General features: G+C 35.5%; 16 protein-coding genes. 5 read left to right on the forward strand and 11 right to left on the reverse strand.

The window, feature by feature from the left end; all coding sequences use genetic code 11:
- Positions 1–89: 89 nt before the first annotated feature.
- Positions 90–746 (forward strand): HAD family hydrolase, encoded by a 657-nt coding sequence (locus G5B32_RS06570; protein ID WP_165290748.1) that lies wholly within the window; start codon positions 90–92, stop codon positions 744–746.
- A gap of 60 nt (positions 747–806) precedes the next feature.
- Positions 807–1,235 carry a Dabb family protein gene (locus G5B32_RS06575; RefSeq protein ID WP_165290749.1) on the forward strand — a complete coding sequence of 143 codons (429 nt, stop codon included), beginning with the start codon at positions 807–809 and terminating at the stop codon, positions 1,233–1,235.
- 42 nt (positions 1,236–1,277) lie between these two features.
- Here G5B32_RS06575 and G5B32_RS06580 read toward each other — a convergent pair whose 3' ends face one another.
- The 7 genes from G5B32_RS06580 to G5B32_RS06610 form a co-directional block, all read right to left on the reverse strand.
- Entirely contained in the window at positions 1,278–2,792 is a 1,515-nt protein-coding gene (locus G5B32_RS06580) for a S41 family peptidase (protein ID WP_165290750.1), read from the reverse strand.
- Between the two features lie 269 nt (positions 2,793–3,061).
- On the reverse strand, positions 3,062–4,498 hold the full coding sequence (locus G5B32_RS06585) for a M56 family metallopeptidase (protein ID WP_165290751.1): 1,437 nt from the start codon (positions 4,496–4,498) through the stop codon (positions 3,062–3,064).
- Positions 4,482–4,856: a BlaI/MecI/CopY family transcriptional regulator gene (locus tag G5B32_RS06590; RefSeq protein ID WP_165290752.1), complete on the reverse strand. Its 375-nt coding sequence runs from the start codon at positions 4,854–4,856 to the stop codon at positions 4,482–4,484. Before G5B32_RS06590 ends, G5B32_RS06585 begins: the two co-directional genes overlap by 17 nt.
- Positions 4,857–4,982: 126 nt before the next feature.
- Positions 4,983–5,969 (reverse strand): class 1b ribonucleoside-diphosphate reductase subunit beta, encoded by a 987-nt coding sequence (gene nrdF / locus G5B32_RS06595; RefSeq protein WP_165290753.1) that lies wholly within the window; start codon positions 5,967–5,969, stop codon positions 4,983–4,985.
- 88 nt (positions 5,970–6,057) lie between these two features.
- Entirely contained in the window at positions 6,058–8,163 is a 2,106-nt protein-coding gene (gene nrdE, locus G5B32_RS06600; RefSeq protein ID WP_165290754.1) for a class 1b ribonucleoside-diphosphate reductase subunit alpha, read from the reverse strand.
- On the reverse strand, positions 8,123–8,527 hold the full coding sequence (gene nrdI / locus G5B32_RS06605) for a class Ib ribonucleoside-diphosphate reductase assembly flavoprotein NrdI (protein WP_165290755.1): 405 nt from the start codon (positions 8,525–8,527) through the stop codon (positions 8,123–8,125). The genes nrdE and nrdI overlap by 41 nt, the downstream gene beginning before the upstream one ends.
- A 25-nt stretch (positions 8,528–8,552) precedes the next feature.
- Complete coding sequence (locus G5B32_RS06610; protein WP_165290756.1) at positions 8,553–8,789, reverse strand: glutaredoxin family protein; 237 nt, start codon at positions 8,787–8,789, stop codon at positions 8,553–8,555.
- 437 nt (positions 8,790–9,226) lie between these two features.
- On the opposite strand from G5B32_RS06610, the gene G5B32_RS06615 reads away from it, so the two are divergent.
- The 3 genes from G5B32_RS06615 (at position 9,227) to G5B32_RS06625 (ending at position 12,838) form a co-directional block, all read left to right on the forward strand.
- Complete coding sequence (locus G5B32_RS06615) at positions 9,227–11,629, forward strand: alpha/beta hydrolase family protein (RefSeq protein ID WP_165290757.1); 2,403 nt, start codon at positions 9,227–9,229, stop codon at positions 11,627–11,629.
- A 93-nt stretch (positions 11,630–11,722) separates the two neighbouring features.
- Complete coding sequence (locus G5B32_RS06620) at positions 11,723–12,130, forward strand: RrF2 family transcriptional regulator (protein WP_165290758.1); 408 nt, start codon at positions 11,723–11,725, stop codon at positions 12,128–12,130.
- Between the two features lie 57 nt (positions 12,131–12,187).
- Complete coding sequence (locus tag G5B32_RS06625; RefSeq protein WP_165290759.1) at positions 12,188–12,838, forward strand: NAD(P)-dependent oxidoreductase; 651 nt, start codon at positions 12,188–12,190, stop codon at positions 12,836–12,838.
- A 103-nt stretch (positions 12,839–12,941) separates the two neighbouring features.
- On the opposite strand, the gene G5B32_RS06630 is transcribed toward G5B32_RS06625, so the two are convergent.
- From G5B32_RS06630 to G5B32_RS06645, 4 genes are all read right to left on the reverse strand, one after another.
- Positions 12,942–13,469, reverse strand: coding sequence for a DUF2911 domain-containing protein (locus G5B32_RS06630; protein WP_165290760.1), 528 nt, complete (start codon positions 13,467–13,469; stop codon positions 12,942–12,944).
- A gap of 11 nt (positions 13,470–13,480) precedes the next feature.
- Positions 13,481–13,657, reverse strand: coding sequence for a hypothetical protein (locus G5B32_RS06635; protein WP_165290761.1), 177 nt, complete (start codon positions 13,655–13,657; stop codon positions 13,481–13,483).
- Between the two features lie 143 nt (positions 13,658–13,800).
- Positions 13,801–15,054 carry a threonine ammonia-lyase IlvA gene (gene ilvA, locus G5B32_RS06640; RefSeq protein WP_165290762.1) on the reverse strand — a complete coding sequence of 418 codons (1,254 nt, stop codon included), beginning with the start codon at positions 15,052–15,054 and terminating at the stop codon, positions 13,801–13,803.
- Positions 15,055–15,109: 55 nt separating this feature from the next.
- Entirely contained in the window at positions 15,110–16,264 is a 1,155-nt protein-coding gene (locus G5B32_RS06645; protein ID WP_165290763.1) for a 2-isopropylmalate synthase, read from the reverse strand.
- Positions 16,265–16,267: the final 3 nt, after the last annotated feature.

Consider the following 16,267-nt stretch of genomic DNA (forward strand, 5'->3'; position numbering starts at 1 on the left):
AGCCTTTCCAAGTTGGAAAGGCTTATTTATTACAATAAAACCATATTATAAGGTATTATATCACAATATATTTTGCGATCTTTAGTCCTATGATAGCACCTACCGTAAAAGCCGTTTTATTTGATTTAGATGGCACATTGATAGATTCAGAATATTTTTACTACAGCAATTGGGCACCTATTCTTGCCGATGAATTTCAGTTGCATATTACATTTGAAGATTGGATTAAAGATTTTGCAGGGCATACCTTAGTTCGCAATGTTGGTTATTTAAAAGATCATTTTGGTATTGAGACTACCGAAGAATTTATGTGGACTGCCACGAGAGCCAATTACGCAAAATCGGATATGACTACAATATGTTTAATGCCTTTCGCGAAAGAAACATTAGAATATTTAAAGCAAAAAGGTGTGCGTATGGCGTTAGTCACGTCCAGTTATACAACTACAGTAGATACGGTGTTGGGTCATCACGGATTGCTCGATTATTTTGAATTTTTTGTTACAAGGGAATTAGTAGAGAATCCAAAGCCTAATCCAGAACCTTATGAATTGGCAACACAAAAATTAAATCTGCCAAAAGAACAGATAATAGCTGTTGAAGACACTATTACAGGTTTTACGGCAGCTACTCAAGCTGGACTAACCTGTGTTGCGGTTACTAAGTATGAGACAGAGAGAAATAGGTTATCCAATGATAACTATTTAATAGAAGATTTGTCAAATCTTACTAAAATAATTGCTTAAGCGGTATAATTTAGTATCTTGTTAGTAATGAACTACCTAACAAATTCTAAATTTTAATATATGAAAAGAAGATTTTTTCTAAATGCTGGTATTGCCGGCATATCTTCAAGCGTATTAGCCTCTTGTACAGTTTCCAATAATCCTAACGAAGAGAAGGAAAACATTATGAAATCAGGTAATATTATACATCAAGTTTATTTTTGGCTTAAAGAAGGGATTACAGCAGAGGAAGAAAAGGATTTTTTAGAATTTTTTAAAATTCTAAAAACAGTTCCTAGTATTAAATCTTTTACTGCAGGAAAACCAGCGGGGACGAATCCTCGATCTGTTGTTGACAATTCTTTTTCTTATAGTATTACTGTTGTTTTTGAAGATTTAGCTGCTATCAATGTCTATGAAACGCATCCTATACATACTGAGGCGGCGGCAAAATACAGTAAATATTGGACGAATGTGCAGGTAAGAGATACAGAAGTAACTGATATTTAAACAAAAACAGGACTTGATTAACAAGTCCTGTTTTGTTTTATATTATTTTAGCTTAATCTTTTCTTTACCGAATTTAAACATTCCTACATCTGCTGCTCTATTGCTTTCAATAGATTTTAATAGATAAGTATTATTAACCCGTTGCGCATCTTTTGCAGAAACAGCAGAGCGTGTCCCTGTAGAATACGATCCATTTTTGATATGGTAAACTGCTTCTGCAATAAATCCTTCTTCCACATCTCCGAAATCTTTCAGGAAATCTTCTCTAGTCAGTTTATTTGGAACAAGACCTTCGAAGTAATTACCGTAATTATCGGCATTAAACATTTGGAAAGAAGTGACATAAATATCAGCCTGCGCTCCTTTTTTACCAATAGGAATACCCCAGAATCCAACCGGTTTACCGTATGTGTTTTCCGAACCTATAATTTGCACATTCAAGTAAGGTTTCAATGAATTAATCAATAGTTCACTTGCTGACGCTGTCGAACTTGTCACTAAGAAATAAACTTTAGTTAAGTTAAGATTTCCTATTTTTTTGAAATCAACTGGTTTAAACTCTTCTGCGAGTTCTTCTTGTACAATAGGATTTAATTTGTAATAGTACATTCTTTTTCCTGTCGCAGCAGCAGGGGCAAGTTTATTTGCTAAATATTCAGCAGTATAAGTTGATCCTCCACCATTGTAACGTAAATCTACTATTAACTCAGACACACCTTGTGTTTCGTAGTTATTAAATAAGTTTTGAAGGCTGGTATATAAAGAGTTCGATTGTCCCTGATTGTTTATTATGCTAATAAATGAACTAAAAGCAAAATAACCTACCTTTTTGCCTTCAATATCTTTTACCCAAGTACTTAAAATAGGATTGATACTATATTTAGCCTGAGTAATTGTTTTTTCTATGATTTCGCCATTCGGTTTTTGCCACTTGACATTCATAGAATTGGAATTTAGTGCATCATTAATTCCCTTGAAATTCTGAGCTTTTTGCGTGTTATAATCGTATTTAGTATTTCCATTGATACTTAAAATTCGGTCTCCCCGACGTAGCCCTGCATCATAAGCAGGCGAATTCAGATCAAGCATTCGTACATAGAGATCTGCATTGTTATTGTCTTTAGCGGATTCGGCTGTCTGCAGGTATAATACATATATTCCATAACTTGTGCCTGTGCCTTCTTGAATTTCTTCTGCTACAGCACCTTGTCTATCCAAGAAGCTAAATCTGTCATAGGGTTGTCCTTTGGAATCTTTTGGAGTAAGTCCAATTAGGTAATCTAAAAGATCCTCGGCCTTGTCATAGTCTTTGGTAATCCGTCTCACTTTTACGGTATCTAGAATATCATTGATATTGGATGGTACAATACTCTCTTGCCATAAGGACAGTAATTTTGTAAGGTACAAAGTGGAATCTCTTAAATAGGCTTCTGGAGATTTATCCCAATTTTTAATAATCTCTTGATCTGTATCAGTCTTGGTAGGAGGGGTATTATCCTTTTCGCAGCTTAATGCAAGCAAAAATAGAAAAGGGATAACATATAAAATTCTTCTCATATAATTTTTATGAATGTTAGTGCAACTGTAATCAGTTGTAGTCTAAGGTAATAATTTTACTCCAATTGTTTTTAATTTTAACATTTGTGGGTTGTTTATTTAACTATTTTATTTGTTTCCATATCTCTTGATAATTACATTGTTTGTATCGATAGATTATTCAAGTGTCATTTGATGTTTTTTTGTAAAAATTAACTCCCTTCCAGAATTTCTAAAAGGGAGTTAATAGTGTTCTTAATCTATTATTTTACATTTATCAATGCATAATTTTATTTGCGATTTTTGAATGCTTCATCATAATAGGGTTGAGTATATACATCCAATTGATGTGTGTAAGAGCGACCTACTTTAGCTTTGCCATGTAGTTTGCTCACGTAGTATAAGACAATATCTGTATTCTTTAATTTTTTCAATTCTGTATTTTTAGCTTTTTTACCATCTATCCACACACCGTACACCTTCGTGTTTTGCCAATTGTCAAATTCTTGCTTTGTAGGTGTTCTTTTGTTGGGCTTAGTTATATATACACTCCAAAATTTGTAAGGCGATAACTCATTCTTTTCTGTTCGTGCTTCCGATTGTTCCTTTGACATAATAGAGGCGATGAATGCCATACGGTCAACATTTACTCCGCTCATATTTCTGCTTGTGTAGGTCTTGCCTGACTTATCTTTTTTTAAAGTAGTAATTGCATTTATTACACTATCATATTCCGCGATTAAATCAGCAGGAGCACCATTAGCTATTTTTAGTTTAGAAGTGTCTTGTTCGATCTGTTTCTGGTTAAGTTGCGTGATAATTTCGCCTAATACTATATTCTTTTTGGAGAAGATAACTGTACTGCTAATTAAAATAAGGCAGGATAGTCCATACCATATTATTTTTTTGCTGTTGGAAGTTCTTTGATTCATCATAATTAATCTCTTTTTAATTTGTTTATAATTTAATTCGCTTACGAGTTGATTTCGGGAAGGCTCTGGCGGTAAATTCAGCAGGAGATAACAATAATCGCGTATAATATTTTTGTCCCTGAGTACATGGCGATCTGCCAAACATTCGTGGTTAAATTGCATGGATACTTTTGTATGATAAAGAGTGGGGTTAAACCATGCGATAATTTTTGTTATTTCTAAAAGAAGAATATCAAAGCTATGACGTTGAGTGATATGTCCTTCTTCATGTTGCCATATGGTTTGTGGTATACCATTTTGGTATTCAAGTTTATTTACAAACACATTGTTAAAAAAGCTGAACGGGGTTGTTACGTTTTCAGATAATACGATAGTATAAAATTGGCTTTGTATTAATTGACTTGATTTTTTTAGCCTGTAAATGGTATATAGATTAGATAAAAATCTAAAAAATAGTACACATGAAACAATACAATATACAATAATTAGTATTTCGGACCAATGAATAGTTTCGTCGGTTGTAATTATAAAAGTTGGTTCTATCTGTGCTGGGGCTATAATTTGTTCTGCTCTATCTTCGATATGGATATTCGGAATGGGAAGTCTTTCGAGATTATTTTTTGGACTTAAAGTATAATTTAAAGAAGGAATGATGAATGGAAGTATAATAATAGCAAGCAGATAAATTCGCTTAAAGTTTAGCAGGCTCGTGTTTTCTATCCATAATTTATAAGGAATAAACAGTAATGCTGAACACAATAGATAATTTAGGATATAACTAATCATGACTTTCATTTTTTACAGCGTCATCAATTATTTTTTTTAATTCCAGTAATTCTTCCTTTGATAAATTCGAACTCTTCGTAAAAAAAGAAGCGAATTGTAATGGTGAATCATTGAAAAAATCTTTTATTAGATTATTGACATGTTTGCCGAAATAATCTTCTTTGTTGACTAGTGGATAGTATTGACGTGAATTTCCAAAAAGCTCGTAACCAACAAATCCTTTATCCTGCATTCTTTTGAGTAATGTTAACACAGTGGAGTTCGCTGGAATGGGTTCGTCATATGCTTCCATTATATCCTTCATAAAAGCTTTTTCTAATCTCCATATGATTTCCATTAATTGTTCTTCGGTTTTAGAAAGCGTCATAAGTCTACAATTGTTTATTTACATCTACAAATGTAGATTATAAAATTTTAATTTCCAAATAAAATAAAAACTCCCTTCCAGAATTTCTGAAAGGGAGTTAAAAATCGCTTTATTATATATAATTTCTTAAATATCTACTGAAGCATCCATATCGAAGTCATCATGCATTAAGTGCACAATTTCAGTTGCTTTCTCGTAGTTAGTAGATTTCTTGGAGAAGAAATCATGTTGTGTCGTATCAGTATTCAAACCGTTCAATACAATAGGATTGACTTGTTTTACTTCGAAGATAGGCTCGAAACCTAAGTTCATCAATGCTTTATTACCATTGTAACGAACGTATTCTTTTACTTCTGAAGTCAAACCTACTACAGTATATAATTCTTCTGTGTATTTGATTTCGTTTTCGTACAAGTCGTTTAGTAATTTCAAGAACTTCTCTTTTACTTCTTCTTTGTTTGGTAATTTAGCGAATACTTCTTGTGCGATTAATCCTACGAATACACCGTGGATAGATTCGTCCGCTACAATTTTTTTGATGATATCTGCAGAAGCAACCATTTGTCCTTGACCACACAACCACAATGGCAAGAAGAATCCAGAATAAAACAAGAAAGACTCTAATAATACCGAAGCACCTAAAGCCATAAATAATTCTTCATCCGAAGGATTTTCTTTGTCAATAGCGCGGTAGTATTGATCAATTGTAGAAGCTTTATATTGCAAGAATTTGTTTTGCGATACCCAACCAAATACATCGTTGATTTCGTTTGTTGTAGATACTGTCGTAAAGATAGTAGAGTATGATTTGGCGTGGATAGCTTCCATCATACACATATAAGACAATACAGCTTTGTTTTGTAAAGAGGTTATATGATCAATGATTTTAGGCATACCCGTATGACTTTGTAGCGTATCCAATAAAGTCAATCCACCTAAAGCTTTTTTGTAACACTCTTTCATATCCCAGCTAAGACCTTTCCAGCTGTCGATATCTTTTGAAGGAATGTATTCGGTATCAATCCAAAATTGTTTAATATTCTGTTCCCAGAACATTAATGCATAATCATTGTCTGGCGTATTCCAATTTACGGCCGTATATTGCTTACTCATTATTTGAAGTCAAAAATTAATAGTAAAAAGTCAAAAATATGAATAAGCTAAAGATTTAGCTTATTCATATGATGTATAAAATTTTAGTTTATGCCGAACATGAGATACACTCGTCGATCGAAGACTTACGTGTACGGGTATAGTACAAGGATTTCAAGCCTAATTTGTGCGCATAAATATAATATTTCGCTAAATCACGAGTCGAATCTTTAGAATTCGTGTGCAAAATAGTAGATACACCTTGGTCGATATGACGTTGGATTACTGAAATCAGTTTCAATACTTTCATTTGATCCATATCGTATGCTGACTTGAAGTAGAAATAATTATCATTTGTCAAGTAAGGCATAGGGTAGTATGTTGTACTATCTCCATATTCACGTACTTCGATGATATCCACAATTGGCATTACCGATGCCGTAGCATTCATAATGTACGAAGTAGATTGATTTGGAGCGATAGCCAAGCGGTAAGCATGATAAATACCATGTTCTTGTACTTGAGCTTTCAAATTGTTCCAATCTTCAATTGTAGGAATGTGCAATCCTTCAAACAGTTCTTTTACTTTGTCAGTCTGTGGTAAATAATCTCGTTCTAAGTATTTGTCAAAATATGCACCTGATGCATAATCTGATTTTTCAAAACCTACGAAAGTACGTCCACGCTCTTTAGCAATCTCCATAGACGCTTCCAAAGAGTAATAGTTCATCATCATGAAGAAAGTATTGGCAAAATCTAAAGCTTCACGAGATTCGTACATGATAAAGCTTTTCGCTAGGAAGCCATGTAAGTTCATTGCACCCAAGCCTACAGAGTGTAATTCTCTGTTGGCTTTTGCGATAGATGGAACCATAGCGATATCTGTAACATCTGTTACTACCGTTAATGCACGCATAGCTGTTTTCACAGATTCTTTGATACGTTTGTTGTCCATTACCGTAGCAATATTCAACGAACCTAAGTTACAGGAGATCCCGTAACGGATTGTATCTTCTTTGCCATAGATTTCGATATCCGAAACTTCAGATACTTGCATGATCTCTGTACAAAGGTTAGAGAATTTTACACGACCAATGCCATTCAACGCATGTGCACGGTTTGTGTTCTCTTTGAAGAAAATATAGGGATATCCAGACTCTTTTTGTGTCTGTGCAATTTTCACTAATAAGTGACGCGCATTGATTTTCTTTTTCTTAACGTTCGGGTTGGTGATCAACTCATCGTACCATTGATCCATATCCATTTCGTCCAAATACTGACCATACTCTTGCATTACAGTATGTGGATAAATCAAGTAACAAGGCTCGTCTTTCTCTGCCAATTCCATGAACTTATCTGGAACGATGATACCAATAGACAATGATTTGATACGTACTTTCTCGTCCACGTTGATTTTCTTACAATCTAAGAATTCTTCGATGTCCGAGTGGAAAATATTTAAGTACACCGCACCAGCACCAGGACGTTGACCTAATTGGTTGGCATAAGAGAACGTATCTTCCATGATTTTCATAATAGGAAGTACACCTCCTGCGCGACCGTCTACGCCTTTGATAGCTTCACCGCGTGCACGGATTTTTGATATGTTGAATGAAACACCACCACCGATAGATGATAATTTCATTGCAGAATCTACAGCATAACCAATACCATTCAAGTTGTCACCGATTTCATCCAAGAAACATGAAACCAATTCACCAGAACGTTTTTTACCAGCATTCAAGAATGTCGGGGTAGCAGGCTGATATTCTTGATTAATCATGATTTCGGCATACTCGATAGCTTTTTGTACACCTTCTTCACGTGCTAAAAACAACGATACCGCTACAACACGGTCTTCATAGCGCTCCAGGAATTTCTCTCCGGAGTCATCACGAAGTGCATAACTTTGGAAAAATTTGAAGGCCGCCATGAAAGACTGAAAACGGAATTTTTTAGCATACACATAATTGTACACCTTTTCCATGTCTTCAAATGTAAACCACTCGTAGAAATTGATATAATAATTGTGTTCGATCAAATAATCAACTTTTTCTTTAAGTGTGTAAAAGAATACCGTATTCTTGTTTACATACTCTAAGAAATAGGCGCGCACAGCTTCCTTGTCTTTATGCAAGCTGTACTCGTCATCATGTTTGATCATGATTTCATTATTAAGCAATATCCAGTTTTTTGCTACCTCGTTTGCTATCATAGTATTGATTCTTAATTATGTCTATAAATTGATTAATATCTTCCATCGTGCCCGAAAGCTCAAATTTGAATGCTAACGGAATTTCAAAATGTGCCGCTACTTTGTCTGCTGCTACACCGAAGTTTCTACCCCAATTGCGGTTTCCGCTAGAAGTTACAGAATATAGCTTTGCACTATTTTTAGATGCAAAATCTTCCGTAATAGCGGGAATTTGACCAAAATTGGTCGTAAAGGTCACCAAATGTCCTTCTTCTTCGATAAGCATATCTTTTTGAATGCGAATCGCTGTCCATCCAGTAATTTGTACCACTTTATCAATAAAGCGCTGTACATTTCCTGTTTTTGAGTCGTAATAGAGTATCATAAATAGGTAGTTTTATGATAAATATTTATTGAGCTACAGCTTCTTCTAATTCTTGAGGTTTGAAACCGATCACACGGTGCTTCACTTCTTCACCGTCCAAAACGATAACCGTTGGAACAGTGCGAACTTTAAACTTAACAGCCAACTCCGGTTCATCAAATGGATTGATCGTCTCATACGAAATACCCTTACTGTCTAAGTACGCCGACACTTGTGCGCATGGAGCACAATCGTTTTTTTCGAATTTAATGATTCTTGCCATGTTGTATATTAAGTTTGACAGTAAATCCTATCCAAAAGTGTTTCTTTTGAACAAAAAATTTACTAAGATTTGTAAATAAACGCTGCGATCACAGATGATTTTCTGGGATCCTTAACAAATATCATATATTTTAGTTCCGAGAGGTAGTTATACTTTTCCACATTCTTCAGATCTTTCATTATAAAACTGCCTCATTTGAATGGTTTTGTTTGTAAAAGACTGTAAATCAATATTTGGCGGGTGTGGATAACTTTAAAAATTTGTTTTTTATCCTAATTTTTGCATGACAATTGGATTAGAATTTTATTGTCAAAAAAGAAATTTATTTCGTTAATATTCTATATTATTTGTTATATTTTAGAGGATTCAAAAAGAAAAAAACTTCATCCAAAAATTGATAAAATTATATCGCTTTTTTCTTTGATTATACTCTAATTATGAAAAAAATACCTTTCTTTTTTCTATTCTTATTAGGACTAAATGTCCATGCGCAAGAAAATGTTACTTTTCAAAAGCCTTCTTCAGAAATTTTGGCATTGGCGGATTATCAAAGGCCGCCCGCTGTCAGTTTAAGCCCCGATAAATCGTGGGTACTATTAAGTTATAGACCTACTTACAAAAGTCTGGAGGAGTTAGGACAAGAAGAATTGCGATTGGCAGGTCTTCGGATAAATGCAAAGACTAGAATTGCGAGCACAGAAAATTATTTCCACAATCTTCGTCTGCGTTCTGCGCAAGTTGGAAAAGAATTTGATATTGCAGGATTGCCAGCCAATGCGTTGATTTCTAATGTGTCGTTTTCAATTGATAGTAAGTACATTGCTTTTACACATACAAATGATTTAGGAGTCTCGCTTTGGTTGGTGGATGTAGCAAACAAATCAGCAAAGCAATTGACAGATTATGATTTGAATGCCGTATTAAATGATCCGTATCAGTGGTTGCGTAATTCTCAAGGCTTACTTATTAGCAAATCACCAGCTAATCGTCCCGCATTAATTGATCACAGCAAAGATTTGCCTTCTGGACCTGTTGTTTCGACGAGTGGTGGGCAAATTTCGCAATTGCGTACTTATCAGGATTTACTTAAAAATCCACAGGATGAACAGGATTTCGTTTCATTAGGAACGGCAGAATTGTACTGGATTGATTTGCAAGGAAAGCAAACTAAATTTTTAGCTTCGGATTTATATACACAGGCAAATGTATCACCAGATGGTAAATATGTATTAGTATCAAAATTGAAAAAGCCGTTTTCCTATGTAGTGCCTTATAATTCCTTTCCGCAAGAAGCAAATGTATATGCTGTAGATGGTACCTTGATTCAAAAAGTCAATGAAACACCTTTGCTGGAAATTCAGCCAAAAGGTTTTTCTTCAACGCGTCCTGGAAAACGTATGTTGACATGGCGAACGGATAAGCCTAATACCTTGTTCTTTGTACAGGCATTGGATGGTGGAGATGCAAGCAAAGCCGTGGAATTCAGAGATGAACTTTTTACTTGGGAATATCCATTCAATGGAGAACCAAAATCTTTAACCAAAGTAAAAGATCGTTTCGCTGGAATTATTTGGGGTAATGATACTTATGCGTTGGTGTCCTCAAGCTGGTATGATACACGAAACAGTAAAACTTTCTTATTGAATCCAACTTCAGGTGATACGAAAGTGATCATTGATCGCAATAGTCAAGATGTGTATTCAAATCCGGGTTCAGTGTACCGTGAACGAAATCAATTCGGTACTTATTCTATGTTTATCAATAAAGATAAGACATATTGGGTTGGTCCAGGCTTTACAAAAGAAGGAGAGTTTCCTTTTATCGATGAGTTGGATTTAAAGACTTTAAAGAAAAAAAGAATTTATACAGCTCCATCTTCTGAATTGCAGGAACGCATTGCGGAAGTTGTAGATATCACAAAAGGCGATATTTTGATTTCGTTGCAATCGGCTAAACAATACCCAAATTATTATACTAAAAATATCAAATCAGGTAAAACGAAAGCCGTAACAGCAATTGAAAATCCGTTTAAAAGTTTAGAAGCTGTTCATAAAGAGGTGCTCAATTACAAACGTAATGATGGAGTTGAACTTTCTGGTACCCTTTATCTTCCTGCAGGTTATGATTTCAATAGAAAAGAGAAATTACCACTGCTGATTTGGGCTTACCCACGTGAATATAAAGATAAAGCGACCGCAGGTCAAAGCACGGCAAACCCTAAAGAATTTACTTTTCCAAGCTATGGTTCATTTATTTATTGGGTGACCAAAGGTTATGCGGTATTGGATAACGCAGCTTTTCCAATAGTAGGAGAAGGCAAAGCTGAGCCGAATGATACGTTTATTCCTCAATTGGTAGCGAATGCGGAAGCGGCAATTAATGCAGTGGATGCTTTAGGCTATATTGATCGTAAGAAAGTAGCTGTCGGAGGACACTCATATGGTGCTTTTATGACCGCGCATTTATTGTCTAATTCTAATCTTTTTGCTGCGGGAATTGCACGATCTGGTGCGTACAACCGTACCTTGACACCGTTTGGTTTCCAATCGGAGCAACGTAACTTTTGGGATGATCCTCAATTGTATATGACTATGTCTCCATTCATGAGTGCTGATCGTATGAAAACACCGATGCTATTGGTTCATGGTGCTGCGGATAACAATCCCGGAACTTTTACTCTGCAAACTGAACGTTATTTCCAAGCCTTGAAAAATTTAGGCGCTCCAGTACGTATGGTGATTCTTCCACGCGAATCGCATGGTTATGCTGCTAAGGAGAATATTTTCCATTTACTTTGGGAACAAGATCAATTCTTAGAGAAATATTTGAAAAATAAATAATTACGAGGGGAGAATGTAAATTCTCCCTTATTTATAAACTTTTAATGTAATAAAATTTGTTACATTAAAAATTATTGTTACTTTTGTACCGATATGAATAATTTAAGATTCTCAACGGCTATACATATTTTGGTGTTGCTTGACAAAAATCAGGGAGAATTAATTACCTCGGATTTTATTGCAGGAAGCATCAACGTCAACCCTGTAGTGGTTCGTAGAGAAATCAAATTATTGCGTGAAGCGGGTTTAATCGAAGCAAAAAAAGGTAAAATCGGGGGCTGTGCTTTGGCCATTGATGCGCGAAAGATTTTGTTGGGGGATCTGTATAAGATTGTCAACAAAGAGAATATGTTGGGAAGAAAAAATCAGCCTAATCCGAATTGCGCTGTTGGAAGACAAATGAACGGGAGGTTAGATGAACTGTTTGATCAGACGGATACCGCATTGATAGCAACATTAAACAAGCAAACACTAAAAGATTTTTCGAATCAGTTCGATTAAAATTTTTTAAACATTATTGTAACAAAAATTGTTTCATTTAAATATAAAAGAAGAGATATGAAAATTGCAGTTATTGGTGCCTCTGGATTTGTAGGTAAGCATCTAGTTTCGGAATTAGTAAACCGTAAACACTCCATTAAGGCTTTTGCACGTAATACAGAAAACATTTTAGCACATGAAAATGTAGAAAAAATTGCTTTAGATGCGAATGATGTAGAAAAATTAGCCACTAATCTTGCTGATGTAGATGTGGTGGTAAGTGCGTACAATGCCGGATGGACTAATCCGAACTTATATGATGATTTTTTGAAAGGATCTAAGTCCATTCAAGAAGCGACTAAAAAAGCTGGTGTAAAACGTTTAATCGTGATTGGTGGTGCTGGAAGCCTGCAAGCCACTCCAGAAATTCAAATTGTGGATACTCCTGAATTTCCTGCAGAAATTAGACCGGGTGCATTAGCTGCCAGGGATTATTTGAATATATTGAAAGAAGAAACAGAGCTGGATTGGACTTTCTTTTCACCAGCACTCGAAATGCATCCAGGTACTTCAGGCGTACGCAAAGGTACTTACCGACTAGGAACCGATTATCCCGTAGCCGATGAAAATGGAAGAAGTGTACTTTCGGTAGAAGATGTTGCGGTAGTTATTGCTGATGAAGTAGAACAGCCAAAACACATTAAACAGCGTTTCACTGCGGCTTATTAGAATTATTAATATTTTTTTCTTCATACTCCCGTGCGGACGATATGATGTTTAATAACAAAGGACAAGATTATATGATCTCGTCCTTTTATTTCTGTTTTTAAAATTATTTTGCCGCCTTAATAGTAATCGGAATTATATATTCCCCCCACGCTAGATTTATCTTGCCAGATGCATCCGCAGAGATCGTAAATTGTTCTACAGAAGGATTACCCATTGAGTTTTTAACATTCACACGAAGTTGGTCATCTTTGTCGCTGTAGCCAACGCCCCAACCTTGCCATTTTTTACTAAATATCACTGTTGTTTCAGATTCGCTTGGAATCGTCCACAAGCCATATTTACCTTTTGGTAAGGCTTGCCCTTCTACCAAAACATCCTTGTCAAAAGATATGGTTGTGATTTCATTAGCACCAGTTCGCCATACTTCACCTAATTTTGCAATGTCTATACCCAATTGACGTCCTTTCAACGATGGTTTGCTGTAATCAATAGCAATATGAACACCATCCGATGTGGTTACATGAACCGAATCTGGAGGGCTAGGACGTTTGGATTTGTCTTGTTGAGCAAAAGCAAAATTAAATGTAAAAAAAGCTAGTAGACATACTACTATTGTTAATTTAGATTTCATAGTTTTTAAGTTTATTCGTTATCTGTTGATTTATTATTTTTCTGAGGTCCATTCTTTTGAGCACCTAGATTTGGTAATCCTTGATGTCTTTTCAATGTTTTTGTTTCGACAAATTGTTTATCAGATGTAGGATTTCCCATTGCTACATTTCTACTCTTGTCTTGTGCTGTTGTGATTTTGTTTTTCATAGCTATAATAGTTTTAGTTTACAATCTTGTACCTATTTATAACGTCTGAAAAATTAAATTGTTCATTCATAGGTAAATGAGTCATGAATATAATAAAAAAGCTCAGGATTTCCTGAGCTACAAATTTTTTAGGTTTATGATTTTTAGACTAAATATTCGAATAAAGTCTGGTCTTTGTTGACCTCGATAAAGTCGAATTTATAAGCCTTCAATCGTTCAATGAATGGAATGTAATCTTTTGGATTGTTTAATTCGATACCGATTAGCGCAGGACCACGCTCGCGTTCTGTTTTCTTGATATACTCAAATCGTGTAATGTCGTCTTTAGGACCCAAAACTTCTGTTACTAAAAGACGAAGTGCACCTGGTCTTTGTGGGAATCGAACGATAAAGTAGTGTTTGAAACCTTCATAAAGCAAAGACATTTCTTTGATTTCACTCATGCGGTCGATGTCATTGTTTCCTCCAGAAACTATACAAACGACTTTTTTACCTTTGATTTCTTCTTTGTGAAATTCCAATGCGGCTATAGCCAATGCTCCTGCAGGTTCAGCTACAATAGCATCTTTATTATACAATTCTAATATCGTGGTACAGATTTTTCCTTCCGGAATTGATTTAACAGAATCCAATAATTGGGAGCTGATTTCATAAGTTAACTGACCAATTTTCTTAACGGCAGCACCATCCACAAATTTGTTTATTTGTTCCAACTCTATAGGACCTCCATTCGCCAGTGCTGCTTGCATAGAAGGTGCACCTTCTGGTTCTACCCCGTATAATTTGGTAGTAGGTGAATATTTGCTCATATGATAGCTTAACCCAGAAGAAAGACCCCCACCACCAATTGGAATAATCACGGCATCAACATCAGGAAGATCTTCTAAAATTTCCACCGCAACAGTTCCTTGCCCTTCGATAATTTGTACATCATCAAAAGGAGGGATGAAAGTCATATTGTTTTGTGCACAATAATCCAACGCCGCTTTTTGACAATCGTCAAATGTATCTCCTGTCAAGATAATTTCAATATTGCCATTTCCCCACATCTCAGTTTGGGTGATTTTCTGACGTGGTGTAGGACCAGGCATAAAGATTACGCCTTTGATATCTAGTCTTTTGCATGATAAGGCTACGCCTTGGGCATGATTACCAGCACTAGCACATACAACACCAGCAGCACGTTGAGCTGCTGATAAAGATGAAATTTTGTTAAAAGCACCGCGTATTTTGTACGAGCGTACAACTTGTAGATCTTCTCTTTTTAGATAAATATCCGCACCATATCTCTCGGACAAATGTATATTGTATTGCAAAGGAGTCCTTGTCACTACAGCTTTTATTCTTTCCTTAGCTTGTAAAGAATCTATCGGTAAAGTAGCAATATCTAAGCTCATTGTTTAATTGTTGTATAGATGATTTTAAAAAAGGCTGGATTTGCCAGCCTTTTAATTATTGTACCAACGTCAATAAATCTTCGTCAGTGATTTCTTTTTTAGCATCTGCTAACGTTAAGAAACGTTGGTAAGTATCCGCTAATGTATCTTTATCTAATGTATAACCTAGACGTTCTAAGTGGTGTTTCAGCGCGTGACGACCTGAACGAGCTGTCAAGATAATATCCGCTTCTTCCAAACCAACATCCTCTGGACGGATAATCTCATAAGTCTCACGGTGTTTCAAGAATCCATCTTGATGGATACCTGAACTGTGCGCGAATGCATTACGACCTACTATAGCTTTGTTTGGTTGTACAGGCATATTCATCATATCAGACACTTTACGTGAAATGTATGTGAATAATTTGCTGTCTATATTAGAAGTTAAACCTCCGAAAGCTTGGTTATGTACTTTCAAAATCATAGCAACCTCTTCTAATGATGTGTTACCTGCTCTTTCACCAATACCGTTAATAGTACATTCTATTTGACGTGCACCATTTTGGACAGCAGCGATAGAGTTAGCCGTAGCTAAACCTAGATCGTTGTGACAGTGTGCCGAGATTATTGCTTGATCGATGTTTTTCACATTCTCTTTCAAGAATTTAATTTTAGAACCGTATTGATCGGGTAAACAATATCCGTTTGTATCTGGAATATTAACTACAGTTGCACCAGCTCCAATTACAGCCTCAACCATTTTAGCAAGGAATTCAATATCAGCACGACCTGCATCTTCAGCGTAAAATTCTACGTCTTCTACATACGATTTAGCATGTTTTACAGCGGCTACAGCGCGTTCCAAGATTTCTTCGCGTGTACTATTGAATTTATATTGAATATGTAAATCTGAAGAACCAATACCGGTGTGGATACGTGGTCTTTTTGCATATTTCAATGCTTCAGCTGCAACGTCAATATCGTTCTTATTTGCGCGAGTCAAAGCACAAATGATTACATCATTTACAGCTTTTGATAATTCAACTACTGATTGAAAATCACCAGGACTTGAAACAGGGAAACCTGCTTCGATAATATCTACACCTAAGCGTTCGAGATCTTTTGCAATATCGATTTTTTCAGGTGTTGTCAATTGACAGCCCGGTACTTGTTCACCATCACGTAATGTCGTGTCGAAAATATATAAGTGATTCGGATCGTGTAACATAGT

Source organism: Sphingobacterium sp. SGL-16, from assembly GCF_011043515.1.
GTDB lineage: Bacteria > Bacteroidota > Bacteroidia > Sphingobacteriales > Sphingobacteriaceae > Sphingobacterium > Sphingobacterium litopenaei.

What these genes read in the sequence shown, in the direction of transcription:
- G5B32_RS06580 (WP_165290750.1), bottom strand. Translation starts at nt 2,792, where the DNA reads ATGAGAAGAATTTTATATGTTATCCCTTTTCTATTTTTGCTTGCATTA.
- G5B32_RS06630 (WP_165290760.1), bottom strand. Translation starts at nt 13,469, where the DNA reads ATGAAATCTAAATTAACAATAGTAGTATGTCTACTAGCTTTTTTTACA.
- G5B32_RS06625 (WP_165290759.1), top strand. Translation starts at nt 12,188, where the DNA reads ATGAAAATTGCAGTTATTGGTGCCTCTGGATTTGTAGGTAAGCATCTA.
- nrdE (WP_165290754.1), bottom strand. Translation starts at nt 8,163, where the DNA reads ATGATAGCAAACGAGGTAGCAAAAAACTGGATATTGCTTAATAATGAA.
- nrdF (WP_165290753.1), bottom strand. Translation starts at nt 5,969, where the DNA reads ATGAGTAAGCAATATACGGCCGTAAATTGGAATACGCCAGACAATGAT.
- G5B32_RS06590 (WP_165290752.1), bottom strand. Translation starts at nt 4,856, where the DNA reads ATGACGCTTTCTAAAACCGAAGAACAATTAATGGAAATCATATGGAGA.
- G5B32_RS06570 (WP_165290748.1), top strand. Translation starts at nt 90, where the DNA reads ATGATAGCACCTACCGTAAAAGCCGTTTTATTTGATTTAGATGGCACA.
- G5B32_RS06575 (WP_165290749.1), top strand. Translation starts at nt 807, where the DNA reads ATGAAAAGAAGATTTTTTCTAAATGCTGGTATTGCCGGCATATCTTCA.
- G5B32_RS06610 (WP_165290756.1), bottom strand. Translation starts at nt 8,789, where the DNA reads ATGGCAAGAATCATTAAATTCGAAAAAAACGATTGTGCTCCATGCGCA.
- G5B32_RS06620 (WP_165290758.1), top strand. Translation starts at nt 11,723, where the DNA reads ATGAATAATTTAAGATTCTCAACGGCTATACATATTTTGGTGTTGCTT.
- G5B32_RS06645 (WP_165290763.1), bottom strand. Translation starts at nt 16,264, where the DNA reads ATGTTACACGATCCGAATCACTTATATATTTTCGACACGACATTACGT.
- ilvA (WP_165290762.1), bottom strand. Translation starts at nt 15,054, where the DNA reads ATGAGCTTAGATATTGCTACTTTACCGATAGATTCTTTACAAGCTAAG.
- G5B32_RS06585 (WP_165290751.1), bottom strand. Translation starts at nt 4,498, where the DNA reads ATGAAAGTCATGATTAGTTATATCCTAAATTATCTATTGTGTTCAGCA.
- G5B32_RS06635 (WP_165290761.1), bottom strand. Translation starts at nt 13,657, where the DNA reads ATGAAAAACAAAATCACAACAGCACAAGACAAGAGTAGAAATGTAGCA.
- G5B32_RS06615 (WP_165290757.1), top strand. Translation starts at nt 9,227, where the DNA reads ATGAAAAAAATACCTTTCTTTTTTCTATTCTTATTAGGACTAAATGTC.
- nrdI (WP_165290755.1), bottom strand. Translation starts at nt 8,527, where the DNA reads ATGATACTCTATTACGACTCAAAAACAGGAAATGTACAGCGCTTTATT.